Genomic DNA, 26,242 nt, shown 5'->3' with positions numbered 1-26,242 from the left:
CGGCGGGTTCGAGCGGATTGCGCTGCTGAATATCGGCCAATCACTGCCTATGCTTGACACAATTACATCAAATCGGCGTGATTGTGCACGGATCGGCAGGTTTTAGCGCTTGTTTTCGGGAATTTAGCCCGCGCTCTTGAAAGCCGGTGCAATCCGCCCACCCGTCATTGATCGGGCTACACCAGTGGTTTGTGGGCTTGTAGTCGGCAAACCGCGTGCGACTCGGACGGCCAGATAGGCAAAGGCCTGCGCTTCAAGCATGTCACCGTCCAAACCAACAGCCTCGACCGGGGCCACATCGCAGGGCAAACTATCGGCCAGGCCCGACATCAGCGTTTTATTGTGCCGCCCACCGCCTGTGACCAGCAGCTTTTCAGGGTTCGTAGGACAAATAGCACAGGCTGCGACGACACATTCGATCACGGCTTGCGCCAATGTGGCAAGCGCATCTGCATCAGACAGGGCCGTTACGGCGCGGCTCAGGTCGCCGAAGGCGTCGCGATCAAGTGACTTTGGGATCGCCTTGCGAAAGTAAGGATGTGCCATGAAAGCTGCGACAATGGCCGCATCAACTTGGCCTTGCGCCGCCAGTTCGCCGCCCACGTCATATGCCATATCATGCCGTGTGCGCATCAGATCGTTCATCGGGGCATTGGCTGGCCCCGTATCAAAAGCCATCAGGGCCGCCGGGTCCGCCGGATCATCGCGAGATGGATCAACCCAGGTGATATTACCGACACCGCCTAGGTTCAGGAAAGCGACAGGCGCGTCAGCCTTGATCCATTTTGCCAAGGCAAAGTGATAGAATGGGGCCAATGGCGCACCCTGCCCGCCTGCTGCGACGTCCGCTGTGCGGAAGTCCCATGCCACCGGATATCCCAGTACTTTTGCCAGCCTTGCACCGTCGCCACACTGATGCGTCCCGCGCCCGCCGGGATCATGGGCCAAAGTCTGTCCGTGAAAGCCTGCAATATCAACGACGCCCATTGGCTCCATCACCTTGAGATGATGGTCTTCAATAATTCTTGCTACCACGCCCAAGTCATCGCCTGGCCACCGACCGAGGTAGTCCTTGATAGTCGCTTGCTGCTCTTGGGTGTATGCGCGGTAAGACGTGGGGCCAAACTCAAAAATCTGCTCCCCATCGGTCTGTAAGATCGCCGCATCAACGCCATCCAGCGAAGTGCCAGACATCGTCCCCAAAGCCGTCACCACGCCTGTTCGCAACATCCGCTTTCCCTAGCCTGCCGTCCTGACTATAGAGTGCACCGAGACAACGCCAGGAACAAGCCAATGACCTACCACCCCAAATCCGATTTCATGAATGTCATGATGACGCGCGGCTTTCTGGCCGACTGCACGGATTATCAAGGGCTGGACGAGGCGCTGAGCAAGGGTGTGACCCCCGCCTACATCGGCTTTGATGCAACGGCCAAGTCACTGCACGTGGGTTCACTGATTCAGATCATGATGCTGCGTTGGCTGCAAAAAACTGGACACAAGCCCATCACGCTGATGGGTGGAGGTACGACGAAAGTGGGCGATCCGTCGTTCCGTGCAGATGAGCGCCCTTTACTGGGGCCGGATCAGATCGACGACAATATTGCGGGCATCAAACAGGTGTTTTCGGCCTACCTGACCTATGGTGATGCGCCCACCGATGCGATGATGATCAACAATGCCGAATGGCTGGACGGGCTGAACTACCTCGACTTTCTGCGCGATATCGGGCGGCATTTCTCGATCAACCGCATGCTATCGTTTGAAAGCGTGAAATCAAGGTTGGACCGTGAACAGTCACTGTCGTTCCTCGAATTCAACTACATGATCTTGCAGGCCTATGACTTCCTTGAACTGAACCGCCGCTATGGGTGCCTGTTGCAGATGGGTGGCTCGGATCAATGGGGCAACATCGTGAACGGGATCGACCTGACGCGCCGGGTGCTGGATCAGGAGATTTACGGGCTGACCTCACCTTTGCTGACCACCAGTGACGGCAAGAAGATGGGCAAATCCCAATCCGGCGCTGTCTGGCTGAATGCTGATATGTGCAGCCCCTATGAATTCTGGCAGTTCTGGCGCAACACAACCGATGCCGACACCGGGCGTTTCCTCAAGCTCTACACGGAGTTGCCGATTGATGAATGCGACCGTCTCGGCGCATTGCAAGGGTCCGAGATCAACGCGGCCAAGATCATTCTGGCCAACGAGGTCACAACCTTGCTGCACGGAGCAGAAGCCGCGCAAACGGCGGAAGCGACGGCGCGCGAAGTCTTTGAAAAAGGTGGCGTTGGTGATGATCTGCCCACATTGACCTTGGCGGCGGATGATCTGGGCGATGGCATTTCCATCGTGCAGTTGATCGTCAAGTCCGGCCTTGCCAAAAGCGGTAAGGAAGCCAAACGCCTGATTGCGGAAAATGGCGCCAAGATGAATGACGCCCCATTGACCGAGGCGGGTCTGGTCATTGATGCCAAAGCCCTTGCCACGCCCATCAAACTGAGTGCCGGGAAGAAACGTCACGCATTGGTGCAGCTGGGCTAAAGCAAAAGCAGCCCCACGAACAGGACCGTGACGGCCACCGGAAACGTCATGATCACGGCGATAAGGGCCGCACCCAGCACCGTGGGGCGCGGCGCTGGCGCGACGACGCCAGAAACAGATTGTGCGTGTTTTTTCATGGCGCCATTAACGGTGACTTAGGTTTCAAATGGCTTAACGGGGCGATGCGATCTGATGTGCCCCTCCCCTTGCAGCAACACCCCTTTTTTGCGGCAGCGCTCGCACGATTGGGGCGGCAGGTCGCATTTGTTGATCTTGACGGTGCCGCCCCGGTTCTGACCGTTCAGCAGTTTGGACAGCACATGACCTCACGCGGACCCATCTGGCATGAAAACCGGAACCAGGACGGCTTGCACCGTACAGACCTGCGGATGATCAATGCCGATACGCCGCAAGATGCAACGCTGCGCGCTGCCGGGTTTCGCCGCGTTATGACGAATGCATATGTCGCAGAACTCGATTTAACCACCCGCGCGGATGAACGCTCCCGCGCGTTGAAACCAAAATGGCGCAATGCTTGGCGCGCGGCACAATCCGCACCGCTTTTCCTGGCTGAGCAGCGCTATAACATCAACACGCATGCCTGGCTTTTGCAGGCTGATCTGGCCCAACAACGCAGCAAACGGTTTCGTGGCCTGCCGCATGATCTGATCAACGCTTATGCCGTCGCGACCCCACGCGCCGTACGGGTTCTGATCGCTTACGAGGGTGACACACCCGTTGCTGGCATGTTGTTCCTGCTGCATGCGCCGGTGGCGACCTATCACATTGGATGGACCAATGCGCGTGGGCGGGCGCTCTGCGCGCATCACCGGATGATCATGCAAGCGGCTGACGACCTTGCAGAGCGTGGCTATTGCAGGCTGGATCTTGGTCTGGTCGATACGGATACAAGCCCCGGCCTTGCCCGGTTCAAGATCGGCACAGGTGCAAAGGTACGCCCATTGGGCGGAACCTGGTTACGGATACCGGGCTGCCAAAGGATTTCGGCGGTTGCGCAGAACTGATGCTTACTCAAATGTAGGGCGCATTGCGCAACACATGAAAAGGCAAACCATGTCCACCTACTTTGTCTATGACGTTTTTACCGACACTGCTTTTGGCGGGAACCAATTGGCCGTGTTTCCCAACGCAACCGATATTGCAGAGGATCATCTGCAAAATATCGCACGCGAATTCAACTTTTCTGAAGTCACGTTTGTCTATCCACCCCACGACACCGCGCATACTGCCAGAGTACGCATCTTCACACCAACCATGGAAATCCCCTTCGCCGGGCATCCCACTATTGGCACCGCAATCGCCCTGCGCGACGAAGGCCATGCCGGGGCGATGATCCTCGAACTTGGCGTCGGGCCAATCCCCTACCTTTTTGAGGGTGGCAAGGCCGCCTTTACCATTGCCGCACCGCTTGAGCGGACTGCCACGCCAGAACCGCAATTGGTGGCGGCAGCTTTGGGCCTGTCGGCAGATACAATCAATGTGCAGACGCACGCCCCGGTACAGGCCAGCGTCGGCCTCCCATTTGTTATGGTTGAGTTGCAAACCAAGGACCATCTGGCCGCCTGCATGCCGTCGATGGATCACATTCGCGAAGGTGCGCTTAAGCATCCGGCAGGATTGGATTTCGCCATCTTCGCCTACACCCGCAACGGTATGCAGATTGACGCGCGGATGTTTGCGCCGCTTGATAACATCCCCGAAGACCCAGCGACCGGCAGCGCCTCTGCCGCGTTGGCCGCATTGCTGACCGAGGCGTTAGGCAAGGATCTGACCCTGAATATTCTACAAGGCGAGGTGATGGGGCGGCCTTCCTACATCACTGCATCGACAAAACACGCCAACCCTGTTCCGGTGACCATCAGCGGTCAGGCCGTGCGCGTGATGCAAGGCACGCTTTTGGTCTAATCCACTGGAAACCAGCTGCCCGCCCGGCTATCAGGGGATCAGTGAAAAACGAGGCCGGTATGACGACGACCATTCTTGAACGCTGCGAGGCAAACGGGCTGCGGATGACGGACCAGAGACGCACGATTGCGGGCGTGTTACAGGACGCGGTTGATCACCCGGATGTGGAAGAATTGTACAATCGTGCCGCAGCTGTCGACCCGAAGATTTCGCTGGCGACAGTCTATCGCACCGTGAAGTTGTTTGAAGAAACCGGCATTCTGGAAAAGCATGAATTCGGCGACGGGCGTGCGCGCTATGAGGCCGCTGACCGTGACCACCATGATCACCTGATCGATTTGCATTCTGGCGAAGTCATTGAATTCGTCGATCCCGAGATTGAAGCGCTACAAGAACGGATCGCCGAAAAGCTGGGCTACCGTTTGATGGGCCACCGGTTAGAACTTTACGCCGTCCCCCTGACCGACAAGGACAACTGACCCTTGGACAATATCCGCGGCGCGGCCTTCATGGTCTTTGCGATGTTCTGTTTTGCCGTTGAAGACGGGATCATCAAGCTTTTGGCGCAGGATATGCCTGTTGGCCAGATCATCTCGGTCACGTGTCTGGGTGGGCTGATCGGGTTTTTAGGATGGGCGGTTCTTAAAGGGGACCGGCTTTGGCAACCGGCTTATCTGAACGTCAAAGTGAACCTGCGCAGCCTGTGTGACACCTGCGGTTCGCTCATGTTTGTGACGGCTCTGGCACTTGTGCCGCTGACGACAGCCTCGGCCGTAATTCAGGCCACACCTTTGGTTGTTGCGTTGGGGGCGGCTGCATTCCTCGCACAACCCATTGGCTGGCGCCGCTGGATCGCGATTATTGTGGGTTTTATCGGGGTGCTGATCATCATCCGCCCCGGTATGGATGGGTTCATCCCTGCCACGCTTTTAGCGGTCGGCGGCATGTTGGGGTTGGCCGCACGCGACCTGTTTACGCGCAGCCTGACCGTGCAGTTGAGCGGCCCGCAACTGGCCACGCATACGTTTTCAATGGTCGTACCGGCGGGCTTTCTTTTGATGGCCTTTCAAGGGCAGTCCATTGTTGTGCCCGATGGGCGACAATCGCTCTTGCTGATGGCCAGCATCGTTGTTGGCATGATCGCCTATCTCGCCATTGTCGCCGCAACCCGTGGCGGCAATGCAGGCATCATTTCATCCTTCCGTTACAGCCGGATGATCTTTGCCCTGATCATCGGCTTTGTTATGTTTTCAGAAATCCCCGACGCGCCAACGCTGATCGGCGCTGCGATTGTCATTGCATCCGGCATCTACACCCTGTGGCGCGAAACCATTCTGCACCGCGCTTCCCTAAACGAAAATCCCGCGCTATAGAGCGCCTGATACCGCTAACATTCCGCTTAAGGAGCATCCCATGAGCACGATCATCGACATTCACGCCCGCGAAATTCTGGATAGCCGGGGCAACCCGACCGTTGAAGTCGACGTGATCCTGGAAGACGGCACCATGGGCCGCGCTGCAGTACCTTCAGGTGCGTCAACGGGTGCCCACGAGGCCGTCGAAAAGCGTGATGGCGACAAAACCCGCTACATGGGCAAAGGCGTGTTGGAGGCAGTCGCTGCCGTGAACGGTGAAATAGCCGAAGCCATCCTGGGTTTTGACGCAACCGAGCAGGTCGCCATCGACATGGCGATGATCGAGTTGGACGGAACGCCAAATAAAGGTCGTTTGGGTGCGAACGCGATCTTGGGTGTCTCTATGGCCGTGGCCAAGGCGGCAGCCGATTTCACCGCACAGCCCCTTTTTCGCTACATCGGCGGCACCTCTGCACGCACCCTGCCCGTCCCGATGATGAACATCATCAACGGCGGCGAACATGCCGATAACCCCATCGACATTCAGGAATTCATGATCATGCCCGTCAGCGCGGAAAACATCCGCGAAGCCGTGCGCATGGGGTCGGAAGTGTTCCACACACTGAAGAAAGAGCTGTCCGCCGCTGGCCACAACACAGGTATCGGCGACGAAGGCGGCTTTGCACCGAACCTCGCCAGCACACGTGTTGCGTTGGACTTCATCATGACGTCGATTGAAAAAGCTGGCTACAAGCCCGGCGAAGATATCTACCTCGCGCTCGATTGTGCGGCGACCGAGTATTACAAGAACGGCAAATACGAGATGGTGGGAGAAGGCGTGTCGCTCACATCAGAAGAAAACGCGGCTTATCTGGCGAAACTGGCCGAGGACTACCCGATCATCAGTATCGAAGACGGCATGTCCGAGGATGACTGGGACGGCTGGAAAGCCCTGACCGACATGATCGGGGACAAGGTGCAGCTGGTGGGTGACGACCTCTTTGTGACTAATCCAACCCGCCTGGCAGATGGCATCGCCAAGGGTTCTGCCAACTCCATGCTGGTCAAGGTGAACCAGATCGGATCGCTGACTGAGACACTGCAGGCCGTTGATATGGCGCACCGCGCCCAGTTCACCAACGTCATGTCCCACCGCTCCGGTGAGACGGAGGATGCAACGATTGCCGACCTCGCTGTGGCCACGAACTGCGGCCAGATCAAGACCGGCTCCCTGTCGCGCTCTGACCGTCTGGCGAAGTATAACCAGTTGATCCGCATCGAGGAATTACTAGGCGAGACGGCTGTCTACGCAGGCCGGAGCATCTTGAAAGGATGATGCTTACGGCAAATACTTATGATGTCCCGGCCGGGCATGTGGCGACGGTTGTCACAACACTAGAGATGACCGCGCCCAAGCGTGCCGCGCGTTTGCCATTTCCTGATGGGACCGCTGCCCGCAAAGAGGACCTGAGCGTAGACGAATTTCGCAACCTTTTTCGCAAGGTCGGAGCACCATGGCTTTGGGTCTCTGGATTGTCAGACAACAACGATGAGATCGCGTCGACGCTATCTGACCCAAACGTCGACTACTGGGTGGTTTATCGAGGGCAAGAGTCCATTGGTCTCATTGAGCTTGATTTCCGACAAGAAGGCGCCTGCGAGCTTGTTCTTTTCGGCATGGTGACTTCGGCAACGGGGCAAGGCCTTGGCGGACCAATGATGGCGCTGGCGCAAGCGGAAGCTTTCGCACGCGATATCACGCGGTTTCATGTCTGTACCTGTCATCTTGATTCACCAACCGCGATGCCGTTCTACCTCAAAGCGGGGTTCACACCTGTCAAACGCGCGGTTGAGGTCTTTGCCGACCCACGCCTGACCGGCCACCACCCTGCGGACGTTGCGCCACATATCCCATGCCTGCCCTGACCGCCGATCAGATCATCGCACAGCTTGATCTGGCCCCGCATCCGGAGGGCGGGTTCTATCGGCAAACATGGGTGGCGGAAAGCAACGGCCGCGCCACGGGTACCTGCATCTACTTCCTTCTGAAAGCAGGGCAAGAAAGCCATTGGCACGCCGTTGACGCGGTTGAGATCTGGCATTTCTATGCGGGTGCTCCTCTCATCTTGTCGCTGGCCCCAACCCTTGCGGGCCCAGCGTCTGATCTTCTGTTGGGTCCCGATCTAGCCAATGGCGAAACCCCGCAAGTGATCGTGCCAGAAGGGCACTGGCAAAAGGCCGCAACGACCGGCGATTGGACACTAGTGGGCTGCACGGTTTCGCCCGGGTTTCAATTTGAAGGCTTCATCCTTGCTGATCCGGGCGTAGATATCCCGCGCTAGCCAGTGGGCCCTTCATAGAAATGATCTTCCTCCGGCATCTCACCGGTTTCCAGAATATGCATCATTTCAGCATTCATCGCAGCTTCGCGTGGTCCCAATATCTCTTGGACACGGGCAATGTAGGGCTCGTTCTCCATCACCGGTATCGCGGGATCATAGACATCCGCTAAAGAGATCATCGAAGCACGGTCGGCCCGGTTGAACGCATCAACCATCATCTGCGCGCGATCACGGGGTATGTTCAGCGCCTCAAGCGATGACCGCCCCATACGGAGCGCACTGTCATAGTTCTCACGTATGATATCGCGGCAGCCTACCGCCCAGAGTTCATAAACATGGTGACGGTCAACAGCACGGGCGATGATATGGACATTGGGTGCGGTCGCATGGACATAACGCACCAGCTCAGTCAGTTTTTCGCGGTCGTCGATCGCCGCGACAAATACCTTGGCGTCATGCAGGCCTGCGGCATGCAACAGATCAGGCCGCGTGGCGTCGCCATAGTAGATACGTGCCCCAAAACGGCGCATGTTTTCAAGGTGTTGCGCGTTGTAGTCGATGACCGTCAGGTTATAGCCCGCCGCACTGAGAATGCGACGGACAAGTCCACCAATCCGCCCCCCGCCTGCGATGATCACCTCACCCTGCTCTTCTATTTCATCGGCTTCGCCTGCGTCCGCTACGGCATAACGCGGCACGATCACCCGGTCGTAGAAGATAAACAAAAGCGGGGTCAGCATCATGGAAATCGCAACAACCAGCAGCAATTGATCCGCCAGCATTTGTGGCAAAATCGCGTTGGTTACCGAGAAGGACAGCAGGACGAAACCAAACTCGCCCGCCTGCGCCAGGCTCAGCGCCAAGAGCCAACGGTCCGCGCCGCGCAGTTTGAAAACCACGGCAAGAACCGCCAGAACCGCCGCCTTTATGGCAACCAGCAACACCGTCAATGCCAGGATGAGCATCAGATTGTCAGCGAGCAGCGTAAAGTTGATCGCAGCACCGACTGTCATGAAGAACAAGCCCAACAGCAGCCCTTTAAACGGATCAATATCCGATTCCAACTCATGCCGGTATTCGCTGTTGGCTAGTACAACACCGGCCAAGAACGTGCCCAAAGCAGGCGACAAGCCCACCAGCGACATCAACAGCGCGATGCCGATCACCATCATCAGCGCCGTTGCGGTGAACAGTTCACGCAGGTTCGCACCGGCGATAAAGCGGAAAATCGGACGCGTCAGAAAGCTGCCCGCCCCCACAACAGCCGCAATCGCCACAATATTGACCAGTGCGGTTTGCCACCCGTTCAGACCTGCAACAAGGCTCATCCCCGCCCCATGATCATCGCCGCCGTGATCATCGCCATGGTTGTCACCATGTGCGGCCTCGGCGCCATGTCCGGCGTCCCCGCCATGTGCTACATCACCCGCCATATCCAACAGTTCCGGCATGGCCAGCAACGGCATCAGCGCCAGCATGGGGATGACGGCAATATCTTGGGCCAGCAGAACCGAGAAACTCGATTGGCCGCCGTCGCTTTTCATTAAGCCTTTTTCATTCAATGTTTGCAAAACAATAGCGGTTGAACTTAAAGCTGCAATCAACCCCACAGCAAGCGCGACCGTCCAACTCAGCCCAAACAGCAGGCCAATAGCCATCACCGCCGCCGCGGTGATACCAATCTGCCCACCGCCAAGGCCAAGCAACTTGCCCCGCATCGCCCAAAGCCGCTTTGGCTCCAGCTCCAGCCCCACAAGGAACAGCATCATCACCACGCCGAATTCGGCAAAATGCTGGATCGAGATCACATCGACATTCAACAATGCCAGAATGGGGCTGATCACAATACCCGCGATCAGATATCCTAGCACCGATCCCAGACCCAACCGTGTCGCAATCGGTACCGCAACAACGCCTGCAATCAGGAAAATGAAAGCAAGCAACAGAAAATCAGTCATGGTACGGTCCCTTTGTTGCGAAAATCATGCACGGCAAGGGACAACATTGAAAGAGTGAAACAACATAGAGCAACGACCCGACATAAAAAAGGGAGGGCAATGCCCTCCCTGAGTTTCGCTGATCAGGCTCACTCATTATGTACCGCTCGGTTTATTTGCCTGCGGCCCAATCCGCGTCAGAGCGAGCGCACCCGCTCCGAAGCTCGTTTTAACTACACCCGGATGTCGCACCACATGTGTTGCATTTCATACAGGTGCCATTGCGCACCAAAGTGTAGTTGCCGCACTCGCCACAAGGATCGCCCTCATAGCCCTGCATCTTGGCCTTATCGCGGGCCGAGATTGTGGTGGCGGTTCCTGTGGCCACGATGCTCTCGCTGACTTCCGGCACCAGTGTTTGCAGCGCTGCGGCCGCATCCGTACCTGTTGCCAGTGCCGTCGCACCGGCACCGCCCTGCAAAACAACCAGATCCTGCGGCATCCGCTTGCGCAGGTAACCGGTGGACGAGATTTGCTTGAGCACTTCCAAAGAGCGTGTTGCCGCATTCTCGGTTGGGGCCTGCACGTTTGACACGCCTTCTTCCTCACCACGGCCCACATCGTCGAATGATGCGCCCTCTGGCTTCACATGCGCCAGATCAGTGCGGTCGAGGTAGGACACGGCCAATTCGCGGAAGATGTAATCAAGGATCGACGTCGCATTCTTGATGCTGTCGTTGCCCTGCACCATGCCCGCAGGTTCAAACTTGGTGAATGTGAAGGCATCCACAAACTCTTCCAGTGGCACGCCATATTGCAGCCCAACTGACACCGCGATGGCGAAGTTGTTCATCATGGCGCGGAAACCAGCGCCCTCTTTGTGCATATCGATGAAGATTTCGCCCAAGGAGCCATCTTCATATTCACCGGTGCGCAGATATACTTTGTGGCCGCCAACGATGGCCTTCTGAGTATATCCCTTCCGGCGCTGCGGCATCTTTTCACGCTCGCGGTTGCGAATCTCTTGCACGATGATCTTTTCAACGACCTTCTCGGCAAGCACAGCAGCTTTCTCCTGCGGTGTGCCGGTTTCAAGCGTCTCTTGCGCGTCTTCGTCATCTTCGACCAAGGCCGCCGCCAAAGGCTGCGATAGTTTGGAGCCGTCACGGTAGAGCGCATTCGCCTTCACACCCAAGGACCAGCTCAGTTCGTAAGCTTTCTGGCAATCCTCAATGGTTGCATCATTCGGCATGTTGATCGTCTTGGAGATCGCACCCGAGATGAAAGACTGTGCCGCGGCCATCATATAGATATGGCTGTCCACGCTCAGATAACGCTTGCCTTTCTTGCCACATGGGTTGGCGCAGTCAAAGACGTTGTAGTGCTCTTCCTTCAGGAATGGCGCGCCTTCCAGCGTCATCGTCCCGCAAACGTGATCGTTGGCTGCATCAATGTCCTGCTTGGCATAGCCGAGGTGGCGCAGCAGATCGAAGGTTGGGTCGTTCAGCTTTTCGGCTGGGATGCCCAGCGTCTTGGTGCAGAAATCCTCGCCCAGCGTCCACTGGTTGAAGACAAAGCGGATGTCGAAGGCAGAGGCCAGTGCTGCTTCGATCTTGTCCAGTTCCGCCTGACCAAAACCGTGGCCGATCAGCGAGGTGTGGTTGATCGCAGGTGCCTGCCCGATGGAGCCGTGACCGACCGCATAGGCAATGATCTCTTCGATCTGGGCCGAGCCATAACCCAGCTTTTCAAGGGCTGCTGGCACCGACTGGTTGATGATCTTGAAGTAACCACCACCGGCGAGTTTCTTGAACTTCACCAGCGCAAAGTCAGGCTCAATCCCTGTTGTATCGCAGTCCATAACCAGACCGATGGTGCCGGTTGGCGCAATGACAGAAACCTGCGCGTTGCGATAGCCGTGCTTCTTGCCCAGCTTCAGCGCCTCGTCCCAGCTGCCCACGGCCAATGCGATCAAGCGTTGATCCGGGCAGTTTGCGTGGTCCAGAGGCACCGGCTTCACGTCCAGCTTGTCGTAGCCGTCGACCTTGCCCAATGCTGCCTGACGGTGGTTCTTGACCACACGCAGCATGTGTTTGCTGTTTTTCTTGTAGCCCGGGAATGCGCCCAACTCGCCCGCCATTTCAGCGGAGGTCGCATAGGACACGCCCGACATGATCGCAGTCAACGCAGCACCCATCGCGCGGCCTTCGTCACTGTCATAGCCCAGCCCCATGTTCATCAAGAGGCCACCGATGTTGGCATAGCCCAGACCAAGGGTGCGGAAATCATAGGACCGCTGCGCGATTTCCTTGGAGGGGAACTGCGCCATCATGACCGAGATTTCCAATGTCACGGTCCACAGACGCGTGGCGTGCATGTAGTCTTCGGCCTGAAACGCGCCATCCTTGTAGAAGGTCAGCAGATTCATCGATGCGAGGTTACAGGCCGTGTCATCGAGGAACATGTATTCAGAACAAGGGTTTGAGCCACGAATCTCGCCGTCTTCGGGGCATGTGTGCCATGCGTTCACGGTATCATGGTACTGAATGCCCGGATCGGCACAGGCCCAGGCGGCGTGGCCGACCTGCTCCCACAATTCGCGTGCCTTAATGATCTTGGCGCACTCGCCGTTCTTGCGGTTGATCAGCTTCCAATCGGCATCATCTTCGACAGCCTTCAGGAAGGCATCGGTGACACGGATCGAGTTGTTGGAGTTTTGACCAGAAACGCTGGAATAGGCTTCGGAATCCCAGTCCGTATCATACGTCGGGAACTCAATGCTGGAGTAACCTTGCTTGGCATAGTCCAACACGCGCTTGATGTAAGTCTCTGGAATCGCTGATTTTTTGGCGTCTTTGACGGCTGCGGCCAATGTGTCGTTTGTCTTGGGGTCGTAAGCAGACACCTCTTCCCCGTCCCATGATTTGATCGCGGCAAAGATCGCGTTCAGGTACCGCGCATGCATCTTGGAGCCCGCGACGATAGACGCCACCTTCTGCTCTTCAATGACCTTCCAGTTGATAAACTCCTGAATATCAGGGTGGTCGGCATCCACGATCACCATCTTGGCCGCACGGCGCGTCGTGCCGCCGGATTTGATCGCACCGGCAGCGCGGTCACCAATTTTCAGGAAACCCATAAGGCCCGAGGACTTGCCACCACCGGACAACGGCTCCCCCTCACCGCGCAAAGACGAAAAGTTGGTGCCCGTACCAGAGCCATACTTGAACAGACGCGCTTCGCGGACCCAGAGGTCCATAATACCGCCATCGTTGACCAGATCGTCGTCAACGGACTGAATAAAGCAGGCGTGTGGCTGCGGGTGCTCATAAGACGAGGTGGATTTGGTCAGCTCACCTGTCTGATAGTCGACATAGTGGTGGCCTTGGGCCGGGCCATCGATGCCGTAGGCCCAGTGCAGACCTGTGTTGAACCACTGAGGGCTATTTGGGGCGGCCCGCTGCGTCGCCAGCATGTATCGCATCTCGTCAAAATAGGCGCGCGCGTCTTCTTCGGATGAGAAGTAACCGCCCTTCCAACCCCAATAGGTCCAGGCACCAGCCAAACGATCGAAAACCTGCTTGGCTGAGGTTTCACCACCGAACGTCGCATCTTTGGCCGGTACCGAGCGCCACAGGAACTCTGGCACGCCCTTTTCTTTGACGCGTTTCAGTTCAGACGGCACGCCGGCTTTCCGGAAATACTTCTGCGCAATGACATCAGAGGCCACCTGGCTCCAACCAGTTGGAATTTCACAATCGTCAAGTTTAAACACGATCGTCCCATCAGGATTGCAGATCTCGGATGTCGTCGTTTTGAACTCAAGCTCACCATAGGCGCCTGTCTTTGCTTTGGTGAAGTTACGGTCAATTTTCATTGGTCTGCCCCATCTCATATGCGCCGACGTTGCGGCTTTCTTCTCAACAGTGCCGCATGCGCGACTAAAAACGCTCGGGCATCGTTCATTTTAGAAGTCACATGTCCTGCCCCGATCAAAGATCAGGGGGCACGTGATTGAGCGCCATATTTGGTGCACTCGCCTGTTGAACTGTCCCCGTGCCGCTACCACATCTTGTGTTGTGATCGTCGGCCCGCACAACCTGACGCATCTAGCCCTCGTGGGTCAACGGATTTTTAACACAAAATGTGGATTAATTCAGTTGACGCCTGCCTGTGGTCATGGGCCGTGATTGTGTCGGGTGATTCACTCACACAGTTGTCCACAAACGGTCGCCATGGCAGGATGGAACAGAAAGCGTTCAACTTCGGAAACTTAGCCGGAATGGTTCAGCCGATACCTCAAGACGTACAATGATTGACCTGTGCTTCCTTGTGTGACTTCACTGGTGACCTGCGTTTTGCATGATCGCGTTGTAAGCTTACGTCACGTCACCTTTTTCTGTACAGTTTTTGTTGACTGCATGCTCAGAGTATTGTTTTGAAAGGGCATGCTGGCGGCCGATCGACGATTTGGTGCCTTGAACGCATAAAACAGTAGATTGGGAGAGTATAGATGAAGAAATTTTGGATTGTGCTGGGTGCACTGATCGTTGCGGGCGTTTCCGCCTACGCGGGCGGTTTGGCCGACGCCATTACAGAGACAGTGCCAACAATGGCAGATCCAGTTGCGGCAGAATCAAGCGTGCCAGGCTGGGTGATCCCCGCCGCAATCATCGCGGTTCTGATCGGCGTGGCAGTTCTGGCTGACGACGACGATGATGATGACCCAGTGACTTGCGAATAATCACTTAGTCACTTCGCAAAGCACGAAAGAGTCGGATCAGGTTTGAATTCAAGTTCGACTAGACCGCGCATTGCAATCGGAATATGCACGCGGCAGCGCAATGCGCTGCTGCGTCTTCTTTGGAAAGTGTTTGGAACCAGCCCATTCCTTCCAACTATGACGTTGAAATCATCATCGTCGACAACAACGACATCCCGACCGTGACGTCTGATGTCATACCTGTCCCCACCAAATTCAAGGTTAGCGTTTTCCATGAGGCAAAGGCAGGCCTTGTCAACGCACGTAACCGGGTTCTGGATGAGGCGAGCTCTGCTGATTGGATCATCGGTGTTGACGATGACGAACAAGTCGAAAGTGATTGGCTCGCGCATTTCATAGAGGCGTTTGAAACCCTTGGAGCGGACATAATCGTCGCAGCAAGGCACCTGATCTATGCAGAAACGACCAGTCCTTTCATCGAACGTACTCAACAGTACCAACTGCTTAAGCGGGTGAAGATTCTAAAGTGCTCTCCTCGGCGAATTTCGCGCTAAGCAAGAATGTATTTGATCCTCAAAATGGACTAGGAATGCGCTTCGACCTGTCACTCAACGAAAGTGGCGGCGAAGACTTTGAGTTCATGTTGCGCGCAAGGCTTCGCCACGGACTGAGCGTCGTGAAATGGCCATATGCGATAGCAACAGAGAACTTTGATGGTAGACGCGCCACTTTTCGATACCAGTTCAAACGCCGTTATCTAGATCAGTTGACGCGCTATCGGATCGCTGAACTCCATCGCAGAGGCGGCATTCGTGGCACGCGGGCTGGAAACCTCGTAAAACTACTTAGGTTGACTAACAAGTTCACCGTATTTGGCGCTATCGATATAGTTCGCGGAGGGGGACTACTGATTGCAGGTCGCGAGGCTGGACGCCAGTTTATTGGCGTTGGCTTACTAAAGTGGGCGCGTGCGCTCGCAATCTTTCCTTACTTGTTAGGTAAATCGGCTGTGCACTACGGCGGTACGGTAGATGCCGATAGATCAAAGATGTCTTGAGACGATCCTATCAACGACCTGAAGGCTCTACCAGAAGTTACTATTCGAGACTGTGCTGATTTAGAAATGGTCGGGGCGGAGAGATTCGAACTCCCGACCCTCTGTTCCCAAAACAGATGCGCTACCAGGCTGCGCTACGCCCCGGACCATGCGCTGTCTTTAGCCCCGCCAAACTGATTTGAAAAGCCCTAACTGTCAGTCTTTTCATCACAAGGCAAAATAGCCTCAGGACCAAAGCTGGGATGCTGCATAACCGCCCCTTCAGACAACCCCAGCCGCGATGACAACCCACCGTTAATCTCGAGAACCATCTGCACGCCCTCCCCTCCGGGAATCGGGGTCAGGTCGCCGGGAATGGCATTTTCGTGGATGCGCAAGATTTCCCCGTCAGGGGCGGCAAAGATCATGTCGAGAGGGATCAGCGTATTCTTCATCCAGAAGCTCACGCTCTGCGGACGTTCATATACAAACAACATACCAGAAAGCGTTGGCATCTGATCAACAAACATCAGACCTTGCGCGCGTTCCTGCGGGTCATCCGCAACATCGATTGAAAACGTGGCCTGTCCAAAGTCACCCTGAATGGTCAGCTTGTCATCGGCACATACGGCCCAAAGCGGCTGTGCCAGCCACACCAAACTGAACGCAATCGGGGCAAGTTTCACTTGGCCGCGACCTCCCAGCCGATCACTTCGATTGCCATGCGCCCACGTTCACCATCCACCATGCGAATACCGATCGCTTCGCCTGATTGCAGATCAGACAGGCCCGAGCGCCGCAACACTTCGACATGCACAAACACATCTTCGTTGTTGCCAAACACATTTGCGAAACCAAAACCCTTGGCCTTGTCGAACCATTTCACACGTGCCGGTTCAATAGGTTTGCTGGCGATATCTTCGGCCGAAAACTCCACCATATCACGCAAAGGCAGACTATCTTCGGTCTCGGGTGGGGTAATCGACAGCACTTCGGTCGCTTGAAGCCCGCGTTGTGTATCCTGCACCATGATGGCTATGGCAGAGCCATCAACAACGGACCCTTGCCCAAAGTTGCGTAAAACATTCGCATGCAACAAAATGTCGGGCCCTCCCTCCTCAGAGACCACAAACCCAAATCCCTTTGTCGGATCAAACCATTTTACTTGTCCAAGCACCTGACGTTGAGTGCCGGCGTCGTGCGTTTCCATCTTGTATTCCTTTTGAACAGCGGCACTGGGCGCGTCGCTATCCATTGTTGTCTCATCGCGAGATCGCAATTGCTGGTCCATTTTCTCTCTCCATCCTCCCTGTCCCGAGGGAGTTAAGGTGAGAGACGCTTGACCTCCCAATCATGATCAACTTCACTGCGCGACCACCGAAACCGGTCGTGCAAACGAAATGCGCCGTCAGACCAAAACTCAATTTCCAGAGGCACAATCCGGAAACCGCCCCAAAAAGGTGGCCGTTCGGGGTCCGCACCTTTTTGTACTGTTACTTTAGCCACATCTGCCATCAAGGTCGCACGCGACGTCAAGGGCTGTGATTGTTTTGATGCCCACGCCCCCAGCCTGCTCTTAAGTGAGCGGGACTTATAGTAGGCGTCAGCAATCGGACCGTCCTCTTTCGAAGCCAGCCCCCGCACTCGTATCTGCCTGGAAAGTGATTTCCAATGCATAACGAACGCGGCCTTACCGGATTGAGCAATTTCTTGCCCCTTCCGACTGTCATAGTTGGTGTAAAACACAAAAGCGTCCATCTCGATATCTTTGAGAAGCACCATGCGTACATTTGGCATGCCATCTGGATCAACTGAAGAGAGGGCAATCGCGTTGGGATCACTGGATTCTGTTCGGCTCGCGTCGTCAAGCCATTGCTGAGCAATGACGAACGGGTCAGGGCCCGCAAAAATGCCGTCACGGTCAGACATGTCTGATCCCTAAACAAAACCCCCATCCTCACGCTAAGAGTAAACGTGCACAGTGGCAAGCATTTTGCGCCATTGTTCAGATACTTGCCGCTTTGCAAGCAATCGCCTAAACGGTGACCATGCCGTTGGCCAAACAATAAAGGAAAACACGCGATGACATCTGATCTGATGAAGGGCAAACGCGGCCTGATCATGGGGCTCGCAAATGACAAGTCGATCGCTTGGGGGATCGCGAAAGCCTGTGCTGATGCTGGCGCTGAGTTGGCCTTCTCCTATCAAGGTGAGGCGCTCAGGAAACGCGTTGATCCGCTCGCAGCCTCTGTCGGGTCGGACATCGTACTGCCTTGTGATGTCGGCGATGAGACCTCTATCGACGCGCTATTTTCAGAGCTTGAAACACGCTGGGGCAAGCTGGATTTTATCGTACATGCCATTGGTTTTTCCGACAAAGGTGAGCTGCGCGGCCGTTACGTCGATACCACGCGGGGTAACTTCCTGACCTCAATGGATATCTCGGTTTATTCCTTTACCGCGGTCGTCCAACGCGCCGAAAAGATGATGACCGAGGGCGGATCCTGCCTGACGCTCACGTACTACGGCGCTGAGAAAGTCATGCCGCACTACAACGTCATGGGGGTTGCGAAAGCAGCACTTGAGGCATCGGTGCGCTATCTGGCCGAAGACCTCGGCAAAGATAAGATCGCGTCAACGCGATTAGCGCCGGAACGATCAAAACACTGGCCGCATCAGGCATCGGTGATTTCCGTCTGATTATGAAATGGAACGAGTACAACTCGCCTCTGCGCCGCACTGTGACACAAGAAGAGGTCGGAAACTCCGCCCTTTATCTGCTCTCAGACCTTGGAAGCGCCGTAACCGGCGAAGTACTGCATGTGGATGCTTAGCTATCACGTCGTCGGCATGAAAGCCGTTGACGCACCTGACATCACGAAAGAGTAGCCAATGGCAGTTTCTGCCCTACTGACACTGATTGGGTTGCAGGCGCTGATCGCAATGAGCCCAGGACCAGCCGCGGTCATTACAATCAAAACGGCTGCGGCAAACGGCGTGAAGGCAGGATTTTTCGTAAGTCTGGGCCTTGCACTTGCCATCGTTCTTTGGGCGATGGCTGCCCTGGCCGGACTGGCGATCATTTTTGAAATAGCTCCCTTCTTGCAAACAGGTCTCCGTATTGCTGGCGCTATCTTTCTGATCTGGATTGGTTTTTCCATGATCCGGCACGCGTCCCAACCGATATCAGACGCGCAGGCCGCAGCACCGGCACCGGCGTGGCATCTGATCCGTTTGGGGCTGATCACAAACTTGGCAAATCCGAAAGCACTGGTCTATTTCTCAGCTGTTTTTGTCACCGTGATGCCTGCTGATCCCGGTATCAATGTGGCAATGCTGGTGTTAACAGTGATCTTCGTCGTTGAGCTGCTGTGGTATGCTTTGCTTAGCCTGATGTTTTCACGCCCCACACCGGCCCGGCTCTACCGCCGCGCTAAAACCCACCTTGATCGCTTGTTTGGCGGTCTTATCGCCCTGCTGGGTGCCCGGCTTGCCTATAACTAGAAAGTACCACCATGACAGATCGCCTTCCTCACGAAAAAGGGTTCCATATCAGTTGGGATCAAATCCACCGCGATAGTCGCGCGCTCGCTTGGCGACTTGACGGGCAAGGCCCGGACAACGGAGCATGGAAGGCCGTTGTCGCCATCACCCGTGGCGGGATGGCACCGGCCATGATCGTGGCACGCGAACTTGATATCCGGACAGTCGATACCGTCAGTGTCAAAAGTTATGATCATCAGGAACAATCCGAGGCCAAGATACTCAAAGCACCCGACCCGAACCTGATGGGCGATGGGATGGGCATTTTGATTATCGACGATCTGGTCGATAGCGGCAAAACCCTCGAACTGGTCCGCGACCGCTATCCGAACGCCCATTTTGCAACCGTTTATGCCAAACCAAAGGGGCGCCCGCAGGTTGATACATTTATCACTGAGGTCAGTCAGGACACTTGGATTTTCTTCCCCTGGGACATGGCGCTGCAATACGTCGAACCCTATCGAGGCAAGGATTAACCTGCTTCTCATGTTCAAAAATACCTCCGCCGGAGGCACCATGTAATGTCGCGCGGCGCAGCCGCTCCTTTTGGATAAAGCCATGACACAGTCCCGCACCGCCGCCACTTTCGCGCCACCTGTGATGGAGGCGCGCCGCTGGCTTGAGGGTGTCACCCATCCCGCCGACCGTCCTTTGCTGAATGTCAGCCAGGCCGCACCTGTTGATCCACCACCTGCGCCGCTCCGCGAAGCGATGGCACAAATCGTCATGGACGATGCAGAGGCACATCTTTACGGCCCCGTCCTTGGTCTGCCAGAATTACGCCAAGAAGTCGCAAAGCAATGGTCCGCAAGCTACAGTGGCCGCGTCAATCATGATCAGGTTGCCATCACATCAGGCTGCAACCAAGCGTTCGCCGCCGCCATCGCGACACTTTGTGCTGAAGGGGATGAAGTCGTGATCCCGGTGCCTTATTATTTTAACCACCGTATGTGGTTGGATATGTCCGGTGTCAAAACCATACCGCTGATGGCAGGTGATGGGATGATCCCGGATGCGGGCGATTGCGCCGCACTGATCACCGACAGAACCCGCGCCATCGCCTTGGTCAGCCCCAACAATCCTTGCGGGGTCGAGTATCCGGCTGAGACACTGCGCGCTTTCCGCGATCTTGCCCGGGCACACGACATTGCCTTGATTGTCGATGAAACTTACCGCGATTTCGATAGCCGAACCGGCGCGCCACATGATCTTTTTTCTGATCCGCAGTGGGATGACACGCTGATCCAGCTTTATTCCTTTTCAAAGGCTTACCGCCTAACAGGCCATCGTATCGGCGCCGTGATCGCCGCAAGTGAACGTCTGGCCGAGATCGAGAAATTCCTCGACACCGTTACGATCTGTCCCAACCAACTGGGCCAACGGGCGGCCCTTTGGGGCATGCAGAATTTGGGGGATTGGCTGGCTGGTGAACGTCGCGAAATTCTTGATCGGCGTGCGGCGATCGAAGACAATTTCCATCTGCTTGCTGACAAGGGCTGGGAACTTCTGGGCTGTGGTGCCTACTTTGCCTACGTCAAACATCCTTTCGCGATGTCGTCAGCCGATCTGGCCCCGCTTTTGGTGAAAGAGGCGGGTGTTCTGCTTCTGCCCGGCACCATGTTTATGCCCTCCGATATGCCCGGTGGCGAAACTCAGCTGCGTATTGCCTTCGCCAACATCGACAAGGCCGGTGTTCGGACACTTTTCGAACGGCTGTCATCCTTGCAACTCTAACCCTTGCACCCCTGGCCTCGCGCCCGTATTCAGGCGCAAACCAGCGGGTGGAGCGGTCAGCACATGGCAGATAAAAAGAAACCTCGTTACGGCGCGTGGATCATTGTTGGCGTGATCCTTTTGGGCCTTGCCGGGTTCGGCACGGGCGGCCTGAGCGGGAATATTCGCAATATTGGTACTGTCGGCGACAAAGACGTGACCGTCGCATCCTACCAGCGCGCGCTGAATGATCAGATGCGCGCCCTCTCAGCCCAGTTCGGTCAGCAGATTTCGTTCCAGCAGGCGCAGGCCTTTGGTGTTGATCAGCTCGCCCTGAACCAAGTTGTCCTACTGCGTACTCTTGATAACGAAGCCAGCAATTTGGGCATCTCTGTCGGTGACGCGCGGGTCTTTGAGCGCTTGCAGGCGATCCCGTCTTTTCAGGGGGCCGGTGGCTTTAACCGCGAGACATATCGCCTTTCTTTGCAGCAAACCGGCCAATCCGCTGCAGAGTTCGAAGTCGGCATTCGCGAAGAAACTGCCCGCACCCTGCTGCAAGGCGCTGTGGTCAGCGGGATTCCCGCACCTGACGCCTATGCCGATGCGCTGGTACAATACGTCAGCGAAACCCGCAGCATTACATGGGCTGCCGTTGGCGAAGACGCCCTGACGGCCCCGGTGCCGGGTGCAACGCCAGCCGCCCAGCAAGAGTATTATGACGCGCACCCGGATGAATTCACCCTGCCCGAAAGCCGGGACATCACCTATGTCTGGCTCACACCCACGATGATTATCGAAGATATGGTTGTCGCGGATGAGGCGATAGCGCGCATGTATAACCAACGTATCAACGAATTTGTCCAACCTGAACGGCGGTTGGTCGAGCGCCTTGTCTATCTTGATCAGGCACGCGCGGAGGATGCGATAACACGCGTCAACGCAGGTGAGGCCACGTTTGAAGACCTTGTCGCCGAACGCGGCTTGAGCCTGACGGACATTGATCTTGGTGACGTCAGCCAAGGCGACTTGCGCAGTGCTGGCGAAGCCGTCTTTGCCGCTGAAACAGGCGACGTGGTTGGCCCGTTCAACTCACCTTTGGGCCCTGCCCTGTTTCGGATGAACGCCGTACTGGCCGCGCAAGAGACCCCATTGGAAGAAGCTGCCCCGTTACTACGTGATGAGTTGGCCGCCGATGCAGCGCGCGAATACATCAACGACAACGCCGACCCGATTATCGACCTGCTGGCTGGTGGTGCCACGATGGCCGATGTGGCCGAGCGCACCGATATGCGCCTTGGTTCCATCAACTGGACGCCGGAGAATACCGAAGGGATCGCCGCCTATGATGCCTTCCGCCGCGAAGCCGCAACTGTTCAGGACGGCGCATTCCCCGAGGTCCTTGATCTGGCCGATGGTGGTATCTTCGCGCTAACGCTCGACGGCGTGGTGCCGCCGACATTGCAGCCGCTGGACGACGTCCGCGAAGAGGTATCCACCGCCTGGCAAGCGCAGGCGCGCCAAGAAGCAATTGTTGCAAAGGCGGAAGAGATTTCAGCAGATGTCCTGCCTTTGACCGATTTTGAAACGCTTACGCTAACACCGCAGATCGAAGACAACCTCAGCCGCCGCACTTTTGTGGAAGGCACACCACCGTCTTTCAACGATGAGGTCTTTGGAATGTCCGTGGGCGACGTGCGTGTCATTGATGCCGAGAACCGTGCGCTGATTGTACGCCTTGATGACATTGCCGCGCCTGACCTATCGAACGAATCCGTTGTGGCGCAGCGGGATGCATTGGCCGAAAACGCACGTGCGGGGATCGCGCAGGATATCTTTGATGCTTATGCGACAACGGTGCAGCAAAACACTGAACAAAGCCTGAACCAACAAACGATCAACGCGGTCAACGCGCAGTTCCAATAGGCGGATCCATGGCCCTTTTGCCCGACTATGACAGTTTCGCCCAAGGGTATGACGCGGGCGCCAACCAGATTGTCTATACCCGGATCGCTGCTGATCTGGACACGCCCGTCTCGCTGATGCTGAAACTGTCGGGTGCGGGTAAAAACGCTTTCATGCTGGAAAGTGTGACTGGTGGCGAAGTGCGGGGGCGCTATTCCATCGTCGGTATGAACCCGGATCTGATCTGGGAGTGTCGCGGAACCACATCGCGCATCAACCGTTCGGCCCGGTTTGATGACACCGCGTTTAAACCGCTGACAGACGACCCGCTGACATCATTGCGCGCACTTCTTGCCGAATCGCGTATTGATCTGCCCGCTGATCTGCCTGCCGCCTCTGCCGGGCTCTTTGGCTATTTGGGCTATGACATGATCCGGCTGGTCGAACATCTGCCAGACATCAACCCCGATCCGCTGGGGCTGCCGGACGCCATGATGCTGCGCCCCTCTGTGGTCGCCGTACTTGACGGGGTAAAGGGCGACGTGATTCTTGTCGCACCTGCCTATGTGAATGCGGGCCTGTCCGCACGCGCAGCCTATGCGCAGGCCGCGGAACGGGTCATGGACGCCCAACGCGCATTGGAACGCCCCATGCCAAGCGAAGCGCGCGATCTGGCTGAACCTGCGCCCGTTGCGCCACCTGTGTCCAACTTTGCGCATAGCGCCTATCTTGATGCGGTCGAGACGGCCAAAGAGTATATCAGAGCGGGCGACATCTTTCAGGTTGTCCCATCTCAGCGCTGGACGCAGGACTTCCGCGAACCACCCTTCGCGCTTTATCGTTCATTGCGGCGCACGAACCCTTCGCCGTTTATGTTCTTCTTCAACTTCGGTGGTTTTCAGGTGATCGGGGCCAGTCCGGAAATCTTGGTCCGGGTTTTCGGCAACGAAGTCACAATCAGACCCATCGCAGGCACCCGGCCCCGCGGTGCGACAGCCGACGAAGACAATGCCAACGAAGCCGATCTGATGGCCGACCAGAAAGAACTGGCCGAACACCTTATGCTGCTGGACCTGGGTCGCAATGATACCGGCAAAGTCAGCAAAATAGGCACAGTGCGCCCGACCGAGCAATTCATCGTGGAACGCTACAGCCACGTCATGCACATCGTCTCGAACGTGGTGGGTGAACTGGCCGATGATCAGGATGCGCTCAGCGCGTTCTTTGCGGGTATGCCAGCCGGTACTGTTTCTGGCGCACCCAAGGTCCGCGCGATGGAGATTATTGACGAATTGGAGCCTGAAAAGCGCGGCGTCTATGGCGGCGGCTGCGGCTACTTCAGCGCAAACGGCGACATGGACATGTGCATCGCATTGCGCACCGCCGTGTTGCAGGATGAAAAGCTCTATATTCAGGCCGGTGGCGGCGTAGTCTATGACAGCGACCCGGAGGCCGAATACCAAGAGACGGTTCACAAATCGAACGCGATCCGCAAAGCGGCTGCTGATGCAACAATGTTCCGCAGCAGTGGGAATTGAAGATTTTTAGCTAAAAATCTTGATCACGCAAAAAATTTCAGGAAAACTTTTGCGTATCACCACGTTCACTCCAACTGCAAAAGCACAGCAGATACTGGCGCAATTGCCAGTGTATCACGATCAACGTCAGCCGCCCAATCCTTGAGGGCCGCCAGCGTGTCCGGGGTCATGCGGCCCAGCAAAACGGCCTGTCCCGTTTGGCGCGCCCGAAACGCCGCTTGATCCAACGCACGCAAAATCGCCCGGCGATCTTCACCGGCCCCATCGATGTCGCGCTGGATCGTGATCGCCGGAACACCGGCCTGCTCAGCGGTACGCGCAGCGTTGCTCAATCCACGTTGTACGGTGACAAACCCATACCCATCAGAGGCCAGGATTTCCATGACCTGCGCTGTAACCACCCGGTCCTGCATCGCACCGGTACCGTCAGAGAACAGTATCCCGGCCTCCGGAACCAGCCCCAAGGCGGCCTCAAAGGCGACTTCCACGTCTGTGGGTTGCGCGCCCGCCGGCAATACGGCCTGCATAGCAATTTCAGCACCGGCAGCATGATGGGCGGCGGCAAGATCTGTTGATGCGGAGGACAGCGCATTGACGGCCACAGTTGCAACAAACCCAAGGTCCGCTACGGCAGCCGGTGCATCAGACATTTGCCCTTCATCCACCAGAACGATGGCAATCAGCGCAGTTGCCTCTGCTTGCGCAAAAGGGACCCCGTAGCGCAACAACGCTGGTGCGTCTTCGGGGATCGCATCTGCCGCGGGTGTTTCGGGGGCGTCGTCCGGCACGTCTACAACGGTCGTGCCTGGACGGTTAATACGCACCGTGCTGGTCGTCTGTGGCAAAGCCTCTGCTACAACTGCTGCTTCCGTTTGCGGTACGTTGTCACCTACCAAGTCTGTCTCGGTATCGGTCGATGCCTCTGGTGTTTCGCTCGGCGTCACCGGGTCTAGTGCCAGGCGGGTTTCGGGTTCATCTGCCTGCTGTGCCGGTTCGGCGATGACATCTGTGGATTGCGTCTCATCGTCAGGATTTGCGACAGGCGCAGGCGCTTCGGCAATCGCTTCATCGGCACCAATCACAGGCGCCGATGCAATTGGCGTTTCGGGTGTCTGTGGCGCCGGTGTGTCGGCGCTTGCAAGATCGTCTGTTGCGATCACGTCCGGCTGTTCAACTGCCGTTGTGCTGGCCACATCTTCTTCCGGTGCCTCCGGGATTGCTGGTTGCACATCTGCCGGGGCAGTCTTGACCACAGGCACATTGCCTTCTGCTGGCGGCGCTACCAACGCTGTTTCAAAACGCGGCACTGTCGGTGCGTCCACAGGGCTGCCAAGGTCAGAGTCTGCAACTGTCTCAGGCGGTTCAATCGCCGTTGCCACATCACCGGCCTGCGGCAAACTGGCCGGTTCGGTCGACACATCAGGTGCCGTTTCCGCCACGTCGGTCGCCGCGTCCAACGGCTGGGCGGGTGCAAACTGGGGCGTTTCATCGCTGCTGCCCTCAAACGAGACGGCTGGCCCCGGCGCTACCGTGTTCAACGCAGGTACGGATAACTGGGGCGCCGCTGGCCCTTGTGCGAACTGGGGCTGCTCACCCACGAGCGATGCAATGCTCAGGCCAGACACCCCCAGCACCACCCCCCAAAAACCGCCTTGCAAGAAGCCCTTCATCGCCCCACACCTT

The 26,242-nt window shown here is 56.6% G+C and carries 24 protein-coding genes, 1 tRNA gene and 1 pseudogene; 17 read left to right on the top strand and 9 right to left on the bottom strand.

The genetic code is table 11. The annotated features are described in order from the left end of the window. Window positions 1–123: 123 nt before the first annotated feature. Window positions 124–1,230, bottom strand: a complete 1,107-nt coding sequence (locus QTO30_RS03535; RefSeq protein ID WP_340422550.1) for an anhydro-N-acetylmuramic acid kinase — start codon at window positions 1,228–1,230, stop codon at window positions 124–126. Window positions 1,231–1,293: 63 nt separating this feature from the next. Here QTO30_RS03535 and tyrS point away from each other — a divergent pair, with 63 nt between their 5' ends. Continuing rightward, the gene (gene tyrS, locus QTO30_RS03530) at window positions 1,294–2,544 is read left to right on the top strand and encodes a tyrosine--tRNA ligase (RefSeq protein ID WP_340422549.1); all 1,251 of its coding nucleotides are present in this window, start codon (window positions 1,294–1,296) and stop codon (window positions 2,542–2,544) included. On the opposite strand, the gene QTO30_RS03525 is transcribed toward tyrS, so the two are convergent. After that, window positions 2,541–2,681 carry a hypothetical protein gene (locus QTO30_RS03525; RefSeq protein ID WP_340422547.1) on the bottom strand — a complete coding sequence of 47 codons (141 nt, stop codon included), beginning with the start codon at window positions 2,679–2,681 and terminating at the stop codon, window positions 2,541–2,543. The genes tyrS and QTO30_RS03525 overlap by 4 nt on opposite strands. 57 nt (window positions 2,682–2,738) lie before the next feature. Between QTO30_RS03525 and QTO30_RS03520 the strand changes: the two genes are divergently transcribed. Genes QTO30_RS03520 through QTO30_RS03490 form a run of 7 tightly spaced genes read left to right on the top strand, consistent with a single transcriptional unit; the run spans window position 2,739 to window position 8,167 of the window. Continuing rightward, on the top strand, window positions 2,739–3,569 hold the full coding sequence (locus QTO30_RS03520) for a GNAT family N-acetyltransferase (RefSeq protein ID WP_340422545.1): 831 nt from the start codon (window positions 2,739–2,741) through the stop codon (window positions 3,567–3,569). 34 nt (window positions 3,570–3,603) lie between these two features. After that, on the top strand, window positions 3,604–4,470 hold the full coding sequence (locus tag QTO30_RS03515) for a PhzF family phenazine biosynthesis protein (protein WP_340422543.1): 867 nt from the start codon (window positions 3,604–3,606) through the stop codon (window positions 4,468–4,470). Window positions 4,471–4,529: 59 nt separating this feature from the next. After that, window positions 4,530–4,949, top strand: coding sequence for a Fur family transcriptional regulator (locus QTO30_RS03510; RefSeq protein ID WP_340422541.1), 420 nt, complete (start codon window positions 4,530–4,532; stop codon window positions 4,947–4,949). Between the two features lie 3 nt (window positions 4,950–4,952). Then, window positions 4,953–5,843, top strand: coding sequence for a DMT family transporter (locus QTO30_RS03505; protein WP_340422539.1), 891 nt, complete (start codon window positions 4,953–4,955; stop codon window positions 5,841–5,843). 40 nt (window positions 5,844–5,883) lie between these two features. Next, window positions 5,884–7,161, top strand: coding sequence for a phosphopyruvate hydratase (eno, locus tag QTO30_RS03500; RefSeq protein ID WP_340422537.1), 1,278 nt, complete (start codon window positions 5,884–5,886; stop codon window positions 7,159–7,161). Then, on the top strand, window positions 7,158–7,751 hold the full coding sequence (locus QTO30_RS03495) for a GNAT family N-acetyltransferase (protein ID WP_340422535.1): 594 nt from the start codon (window positions 7,158–7,160) through the stop codon (window positions 7,749–7,751). Before eno ends, QTO30_RS03495 begins: the two co-directional genes overlap by 4 nt. Continuing rightward, window positions 7,739–8,167: a cupin domain-containing protein gene (locus QTO30_RS03490; protein ID WP_340422533.1), complete on the top strand. Its 429-nt coding sequence runs from the start codon at window positions 7,739–7,741 to the stop codon at window positions 8,165–8,167. The genes QTO30_RS03495 and QTO30_RS03490 overlap by 13 nt, the downstream gene beginning before the upstream one ends. On the opposite strand, the gene QTO30_RS03485 is transcribed toward QTO30_RS03490, so the two are convergent. Both QTO30_RS03485 and QTO30_RS03480 read right to left on the bottom strand, forming a co-directional pair. Next, window positions 8,164–10,125: a cation:proton antiporter domain-containing protein gene (locus tag QTO30_RS03485; protein ID WP_340422532.1), complete on the bottom strand. Its 1,962-nt coding sequence runs from the start codon at window positions 10,123–10,125 to the stop codon at window positions 8,164–8,166. The genes QTO30_RS03490 and QTO30_RS03485 overlap by 4 nt on opposite strands. A 208-nt stretch (window positions 10,126–10,333) precedes the next feature. After that, entirely contained in the window at window positions 10,334–13,981 is a 3,648-nt protein-coding gene (locus QTO30_RS03480; protein WP_340422531.1) for a vitamin B12-dependent ribonucleotide reductase, read from the bottom strand. A 636-nt stretch (window positions 13,982–14,617) separates the two neighbouring features. Between QTO30_RS03480 and QTO30_RS03475 the strand changes: the two genes are divergently transcribed. The 3 genes from QTO30_RS03475 to QTO30_RS03465 all read left to right on the top strand — a co-directional run bounded on the left by QTO30_RS03475 (window position 14,618) and on the right by QTO30_RS03465 (window position 15,884). Next, window positions 14,618–14,848 (top strand): hypothetical protein, encoded by a 231-nt coding sequence (locus QTO30_RS03475; RefSeq protein ID WP_340422529.1) that lies wholly within the window; start codon window positions 14,618–14,620, stop codon window positions 14,846–14,848. 83 nt (window positions 14,849–14,931) lie between these two features. Further along, window positions 14,932–15,381, top strand: coding sequence for a glycosyltransferase (locus tag QTO30_RS03470; protein ID WP_340422528.1), 450 nt, complete (start codon window positions 14,932–14,934; stop codon window positions 15,379–15,381). Between the two features lie 35 nt (window positions 15,382–15,416). Then, window positions 15,417–15,884 (top strand): hypothetical protein, encoded by a 468-nt coding sequence (locus QTO30_RS03465; protein ID WP_340422526.1) that lies wholly within the window; start codon window positions 15,417–15,419, stop codon window positions 15,882–15,884. Between the two features lie 67 nt (window positions 15,885–15,951). Here QTO30_RS03465 and QTO30_RS03460 read toward each other — a convergent pair. From QTO30_RS03460 to pdxH, 4 genes are all read right to left on the bottom strand, one after another. Beyond that, window positions 15,952–16,028 (bottom strand) — tRNA-Pro (locus tag QTO30_RS03460). Window positions 16,029–16,072: 44 nt separating this feature from the next. Further along, window positions 16,073–16,549, bottom strand: a complete 477-nt coding sequence (locus QTO30_RS03455) for a DUF192 domain-containing protein (RefSeq protein WP_340422525.1) — start codon at window positions 16,547–16,549, stop codon at window positions 16,073–16,075. Continuing rightward, window positions 16,546–17,073, bottom strand: coding sequence for a cold-shock protein (locus QTO30_RS03450; protein ID WP_340425859.1), 528 nt, complete (start codon window positions 17,071–17,073; stop codon window positions 16,546–16,548). Before QTO30_RS03450 ends, QTO30_RS03455 begins: the two co-directional genes overlap by 4 nt. 113 nt (window positions 17,074–17,186) lie before the next feature. After that, window positions 17,187–17,792 carry a pyridoxamine 5'-phosphate oxidase gene (pdxH, locus tag QTO30_RS03445; protein WP_340422523.1) on the bottom strand — a complete coding sequence of 202 codons (606 nt, stop codon included), beginning with the start codon at window positions 17,790–17,792 and terminating at the stop codon, window positions 17,187–17,189. 153 nt (window positions 17,793–17,945) lie between these two features. On the opposite strand from pdxH, the pseudogene fabI reads away from it, so the two are divergent. The 6 genes and pseudogenes from fabI to trpE all read left to right on the top strand — a co-directional run bounded on the left by fabI (window position 17,946) and on the right by trpE (window position 24,559). Beyond that, a pseudogene (gene fabI / locus QTO30_RS03440) lies at window positions 17,946–18,752 on the top strand (enoyl-ACP reductase FabI). Between the two features lie 3 nt (window positions 18,753–18,755). Continuing rightward, entirely contained in the window at window positions 18,756–19,367 is a 612-nt protein-coding gene (locus QTO30_RS03435; RefSeq protein WP_340422522.1) for a LysE family transporter, read from the top strand. A gap of 11 nt (window positions 19,368–19,378) precedes the next feature. Further along, the gene (gene gpt, locus QTO30_RS03430; RefSeq protein ID WP_340422520.1) at window positions 19,379–19,882 is read left to right on the top strand and encodes a xanthine phosphoribosyltransferase; all 504 of its coding nucleotides are present in this window, start codon (window positions 19,379–19,381) and stop codon (window positions 19,880–19,882) included. An 82-nt stretch (window positions 19,883–19,964) separates the two neighbouring features. Further along, entirely contained in the window at window positions 19,965–21,140 is a 1,176-nt protein-coding gene (locus QTO30_RS03425) for an aminotransferase (protein ID WP_340422518.1), read from the top strand. A gap of 63 nt (window positions 21,141–21,203) precedes the next feature. Then, a complete protein-coding gene (locus QTO30_RS03420; RefSeq protein ID WP_340422517.1) occupies window positions 21,204–23,042 on the top strand; it encodes a peptidyl-prolyl cis-trans isomerase in 1,839 nt (612 codons plus the stop codon). A gap of 8 nt (window positions 23,043–23,050) precedes the next feature. Further along, the gene (trpE, locus tag QTO30_RS03415; protein ID WP_340422516.1) at window positions 23,051–24,559 is read left to right on the top strand and encodes an anthranilate synthase component I; all 1,509 of its coding nucleotides are present in this window, start codon (window positions 23,051–23,053) and stop codon (window positions 24,557–24,559) included. Between the two features lie 65 nt (window positions 24,560–24,624). Here trpE and QTO30_RS03410 read toward each other — a convergent pair whose 3' ends face one another. Continuing rightward, entirely contained in the window at window positions 24,625–26,229 is a 1,605-nt protein-coding gene (locus QTO30_RS03410) for a divergent polysaccharide deacetylase family protein (protein WP_340422514.1), read from the bottom strand. Between the last annotated feature and the right edge of the window lie 13 nt (window positions 26,230–26,242).

Source organism: Yoonia sp. GPGPB17 (genome assembly GCF_037892195.1).
GTDB lineage: Bacteria > Pseudomonadota > Alphaproteobacteria > Rhodobacterales > Rhodobacteraceae > Yoonia.
The sequence above is the reverse complement of the archived record's forward strand: the minus strand, read 5'-3'. Positions and strand labels throughout refer to the sequence as shown.

Bases quoted from the DNA above. Each gene is read 5' to 3' on its own strand.
- QTO30_RS03480 (WP_340422531.1), bottom strand. From the start codon at position 13,981: ATGAAAATTGACCGTAACTTCACCAAAGCAAAGACAGGCGCCTATGGT.
- QTO30_RS03450 (WP_340425859.1), bottom strand. From the start codon at position 17,073: ATGGAAACGCACGACGCCGGCACTCAACGTCAGGTGCTTGGACAAGTA.
- QTO30_RS03410 (WP_340422514.1), bottom strand. From the start codon at position 26,229: ATGAAGGGCTTCTTGCAAGGCGGTTTTTGGGGGGTGGTGCTGGGGGTG.
- gpt (WP_340422520.1), top strand. From the start codon at position 19,379: ATGACAGATCGCCTTCCTCACGAAAAAGGGTTCCATATCAGTTGGGAT.
- QTO30_RS03490 (WP_340422533.1), top strand. From the start codon at position 7,739: ATGCCTGCCCTGACCGCCGATCAGATCATCGCACAGCTTGATCTGGCC.
- QTO30_RS03535 (WP_340422550.1), bottom strand. From the start codon at position 1,230: ATGTTGCGAACAGGCGTGGTGACGGCTTTGGGGACGATGTCTGGCACT.
- QTO30_RS03495 (WP_340422535.1), top strand. From the start codon at position 7,158: ATGATGCTTACGGCAAATACTTATGATGTCCCGGCCGGGCATGTGGCG.
- QTO30_RS03425 (WP_340422518.1), top strand. From the start codon at position 19,965: ATGACACAGTCCCGCACCGCCGCCACTTTCGCGCCACCTGTGATGGAG.
- QTO30_RS03420 (WP_340422517.1), top strand. From the start codon at position 21,204: ATGGCAGATAAAAAGAAACCTCGTTACGGCGCGTGGATCATTGTTGGC.
- tyrS (WP_340422549.1), top strand. From the start codon at position 1,294: ATGACCTACCACCCCAAATCCGATTTCATGAATGTCATGATGACGCGC.
- QTO30_RS03515 (WP_340422543.1), top strand. From the start codon at position 3,604: ATGAAAAGGCAAACCATGTCCACCTACTTTGTCTATGACGTTTTTACC.
- trpE (WP_340422516.1), top strand. From the start codon at position 23,051: ATGGCCCTTTTGCCCGACTATGACAGTTTCGCCCAAGGGTATGACGCG.
- QTO30_RS03435 (WP_340422522.1), top strand. From the start codon at position 18,756: ATGGCAGTTTCTGCCCTACTGACACTGATTGGGTTGCAGGCGCTGATC.
- QTO30_RS03485 (WP_340422532.1), bottom strand. From the start codon at position 10,125: ATGACTGATTTTCTGTTGCTTGCTTTCATTTTCCTGATTGCAGGCGTT.
- QTO30_RS03470 (WP_340422528.1), top strand. From the start codon at position 14,932: ATGCACGCGGCAGCGCAATGCGCTGCTGCGTCTTCTTTGGAAAGTGTT.
- pdxH (WP_340422523.1), bottom strand. From the start codon at position 17,792: ATGTCTGACCGTGACGGCATTTTTGCGGGCCCTGACCCGTTCGTCATT.
- QTO30_RS03525 (WP_340422547.1), bottom strand. From the start codon at position 2,681: ATGAAAAAACACGCACAATCTGTTTCTGGCGTCGTCGCGCCAGCGCCG.
- QTO30_RS03465 (WP_340422526.1), top strand. From the start codon at position 15,417: ATGCGCTTCGACCTGTCACTCAACGAAAGTGGCGGCGAAGACTTTGAG.
- eno (WP_340422537.1), top strand. From the start codon at position 5,884: ATGAGCACGATCATCGACATTCACGCCCGCGAAATTCTGGATAGCCGG.
- QTO30_RS03475 (WP_340422529.1), top strand. From the start codon at position 14,618: ATGAAGAAATTTTGGATTGTGCTGGGTGCACTGATCGTTGCGGGCGTT.
- QTO30_RS03510 (WP_340422541.1), top strand. From the start codon at position 4,530: ATGACGACGACCATTCTTGAACGCTGCGAGGCAAACGGGCTGCGGATG.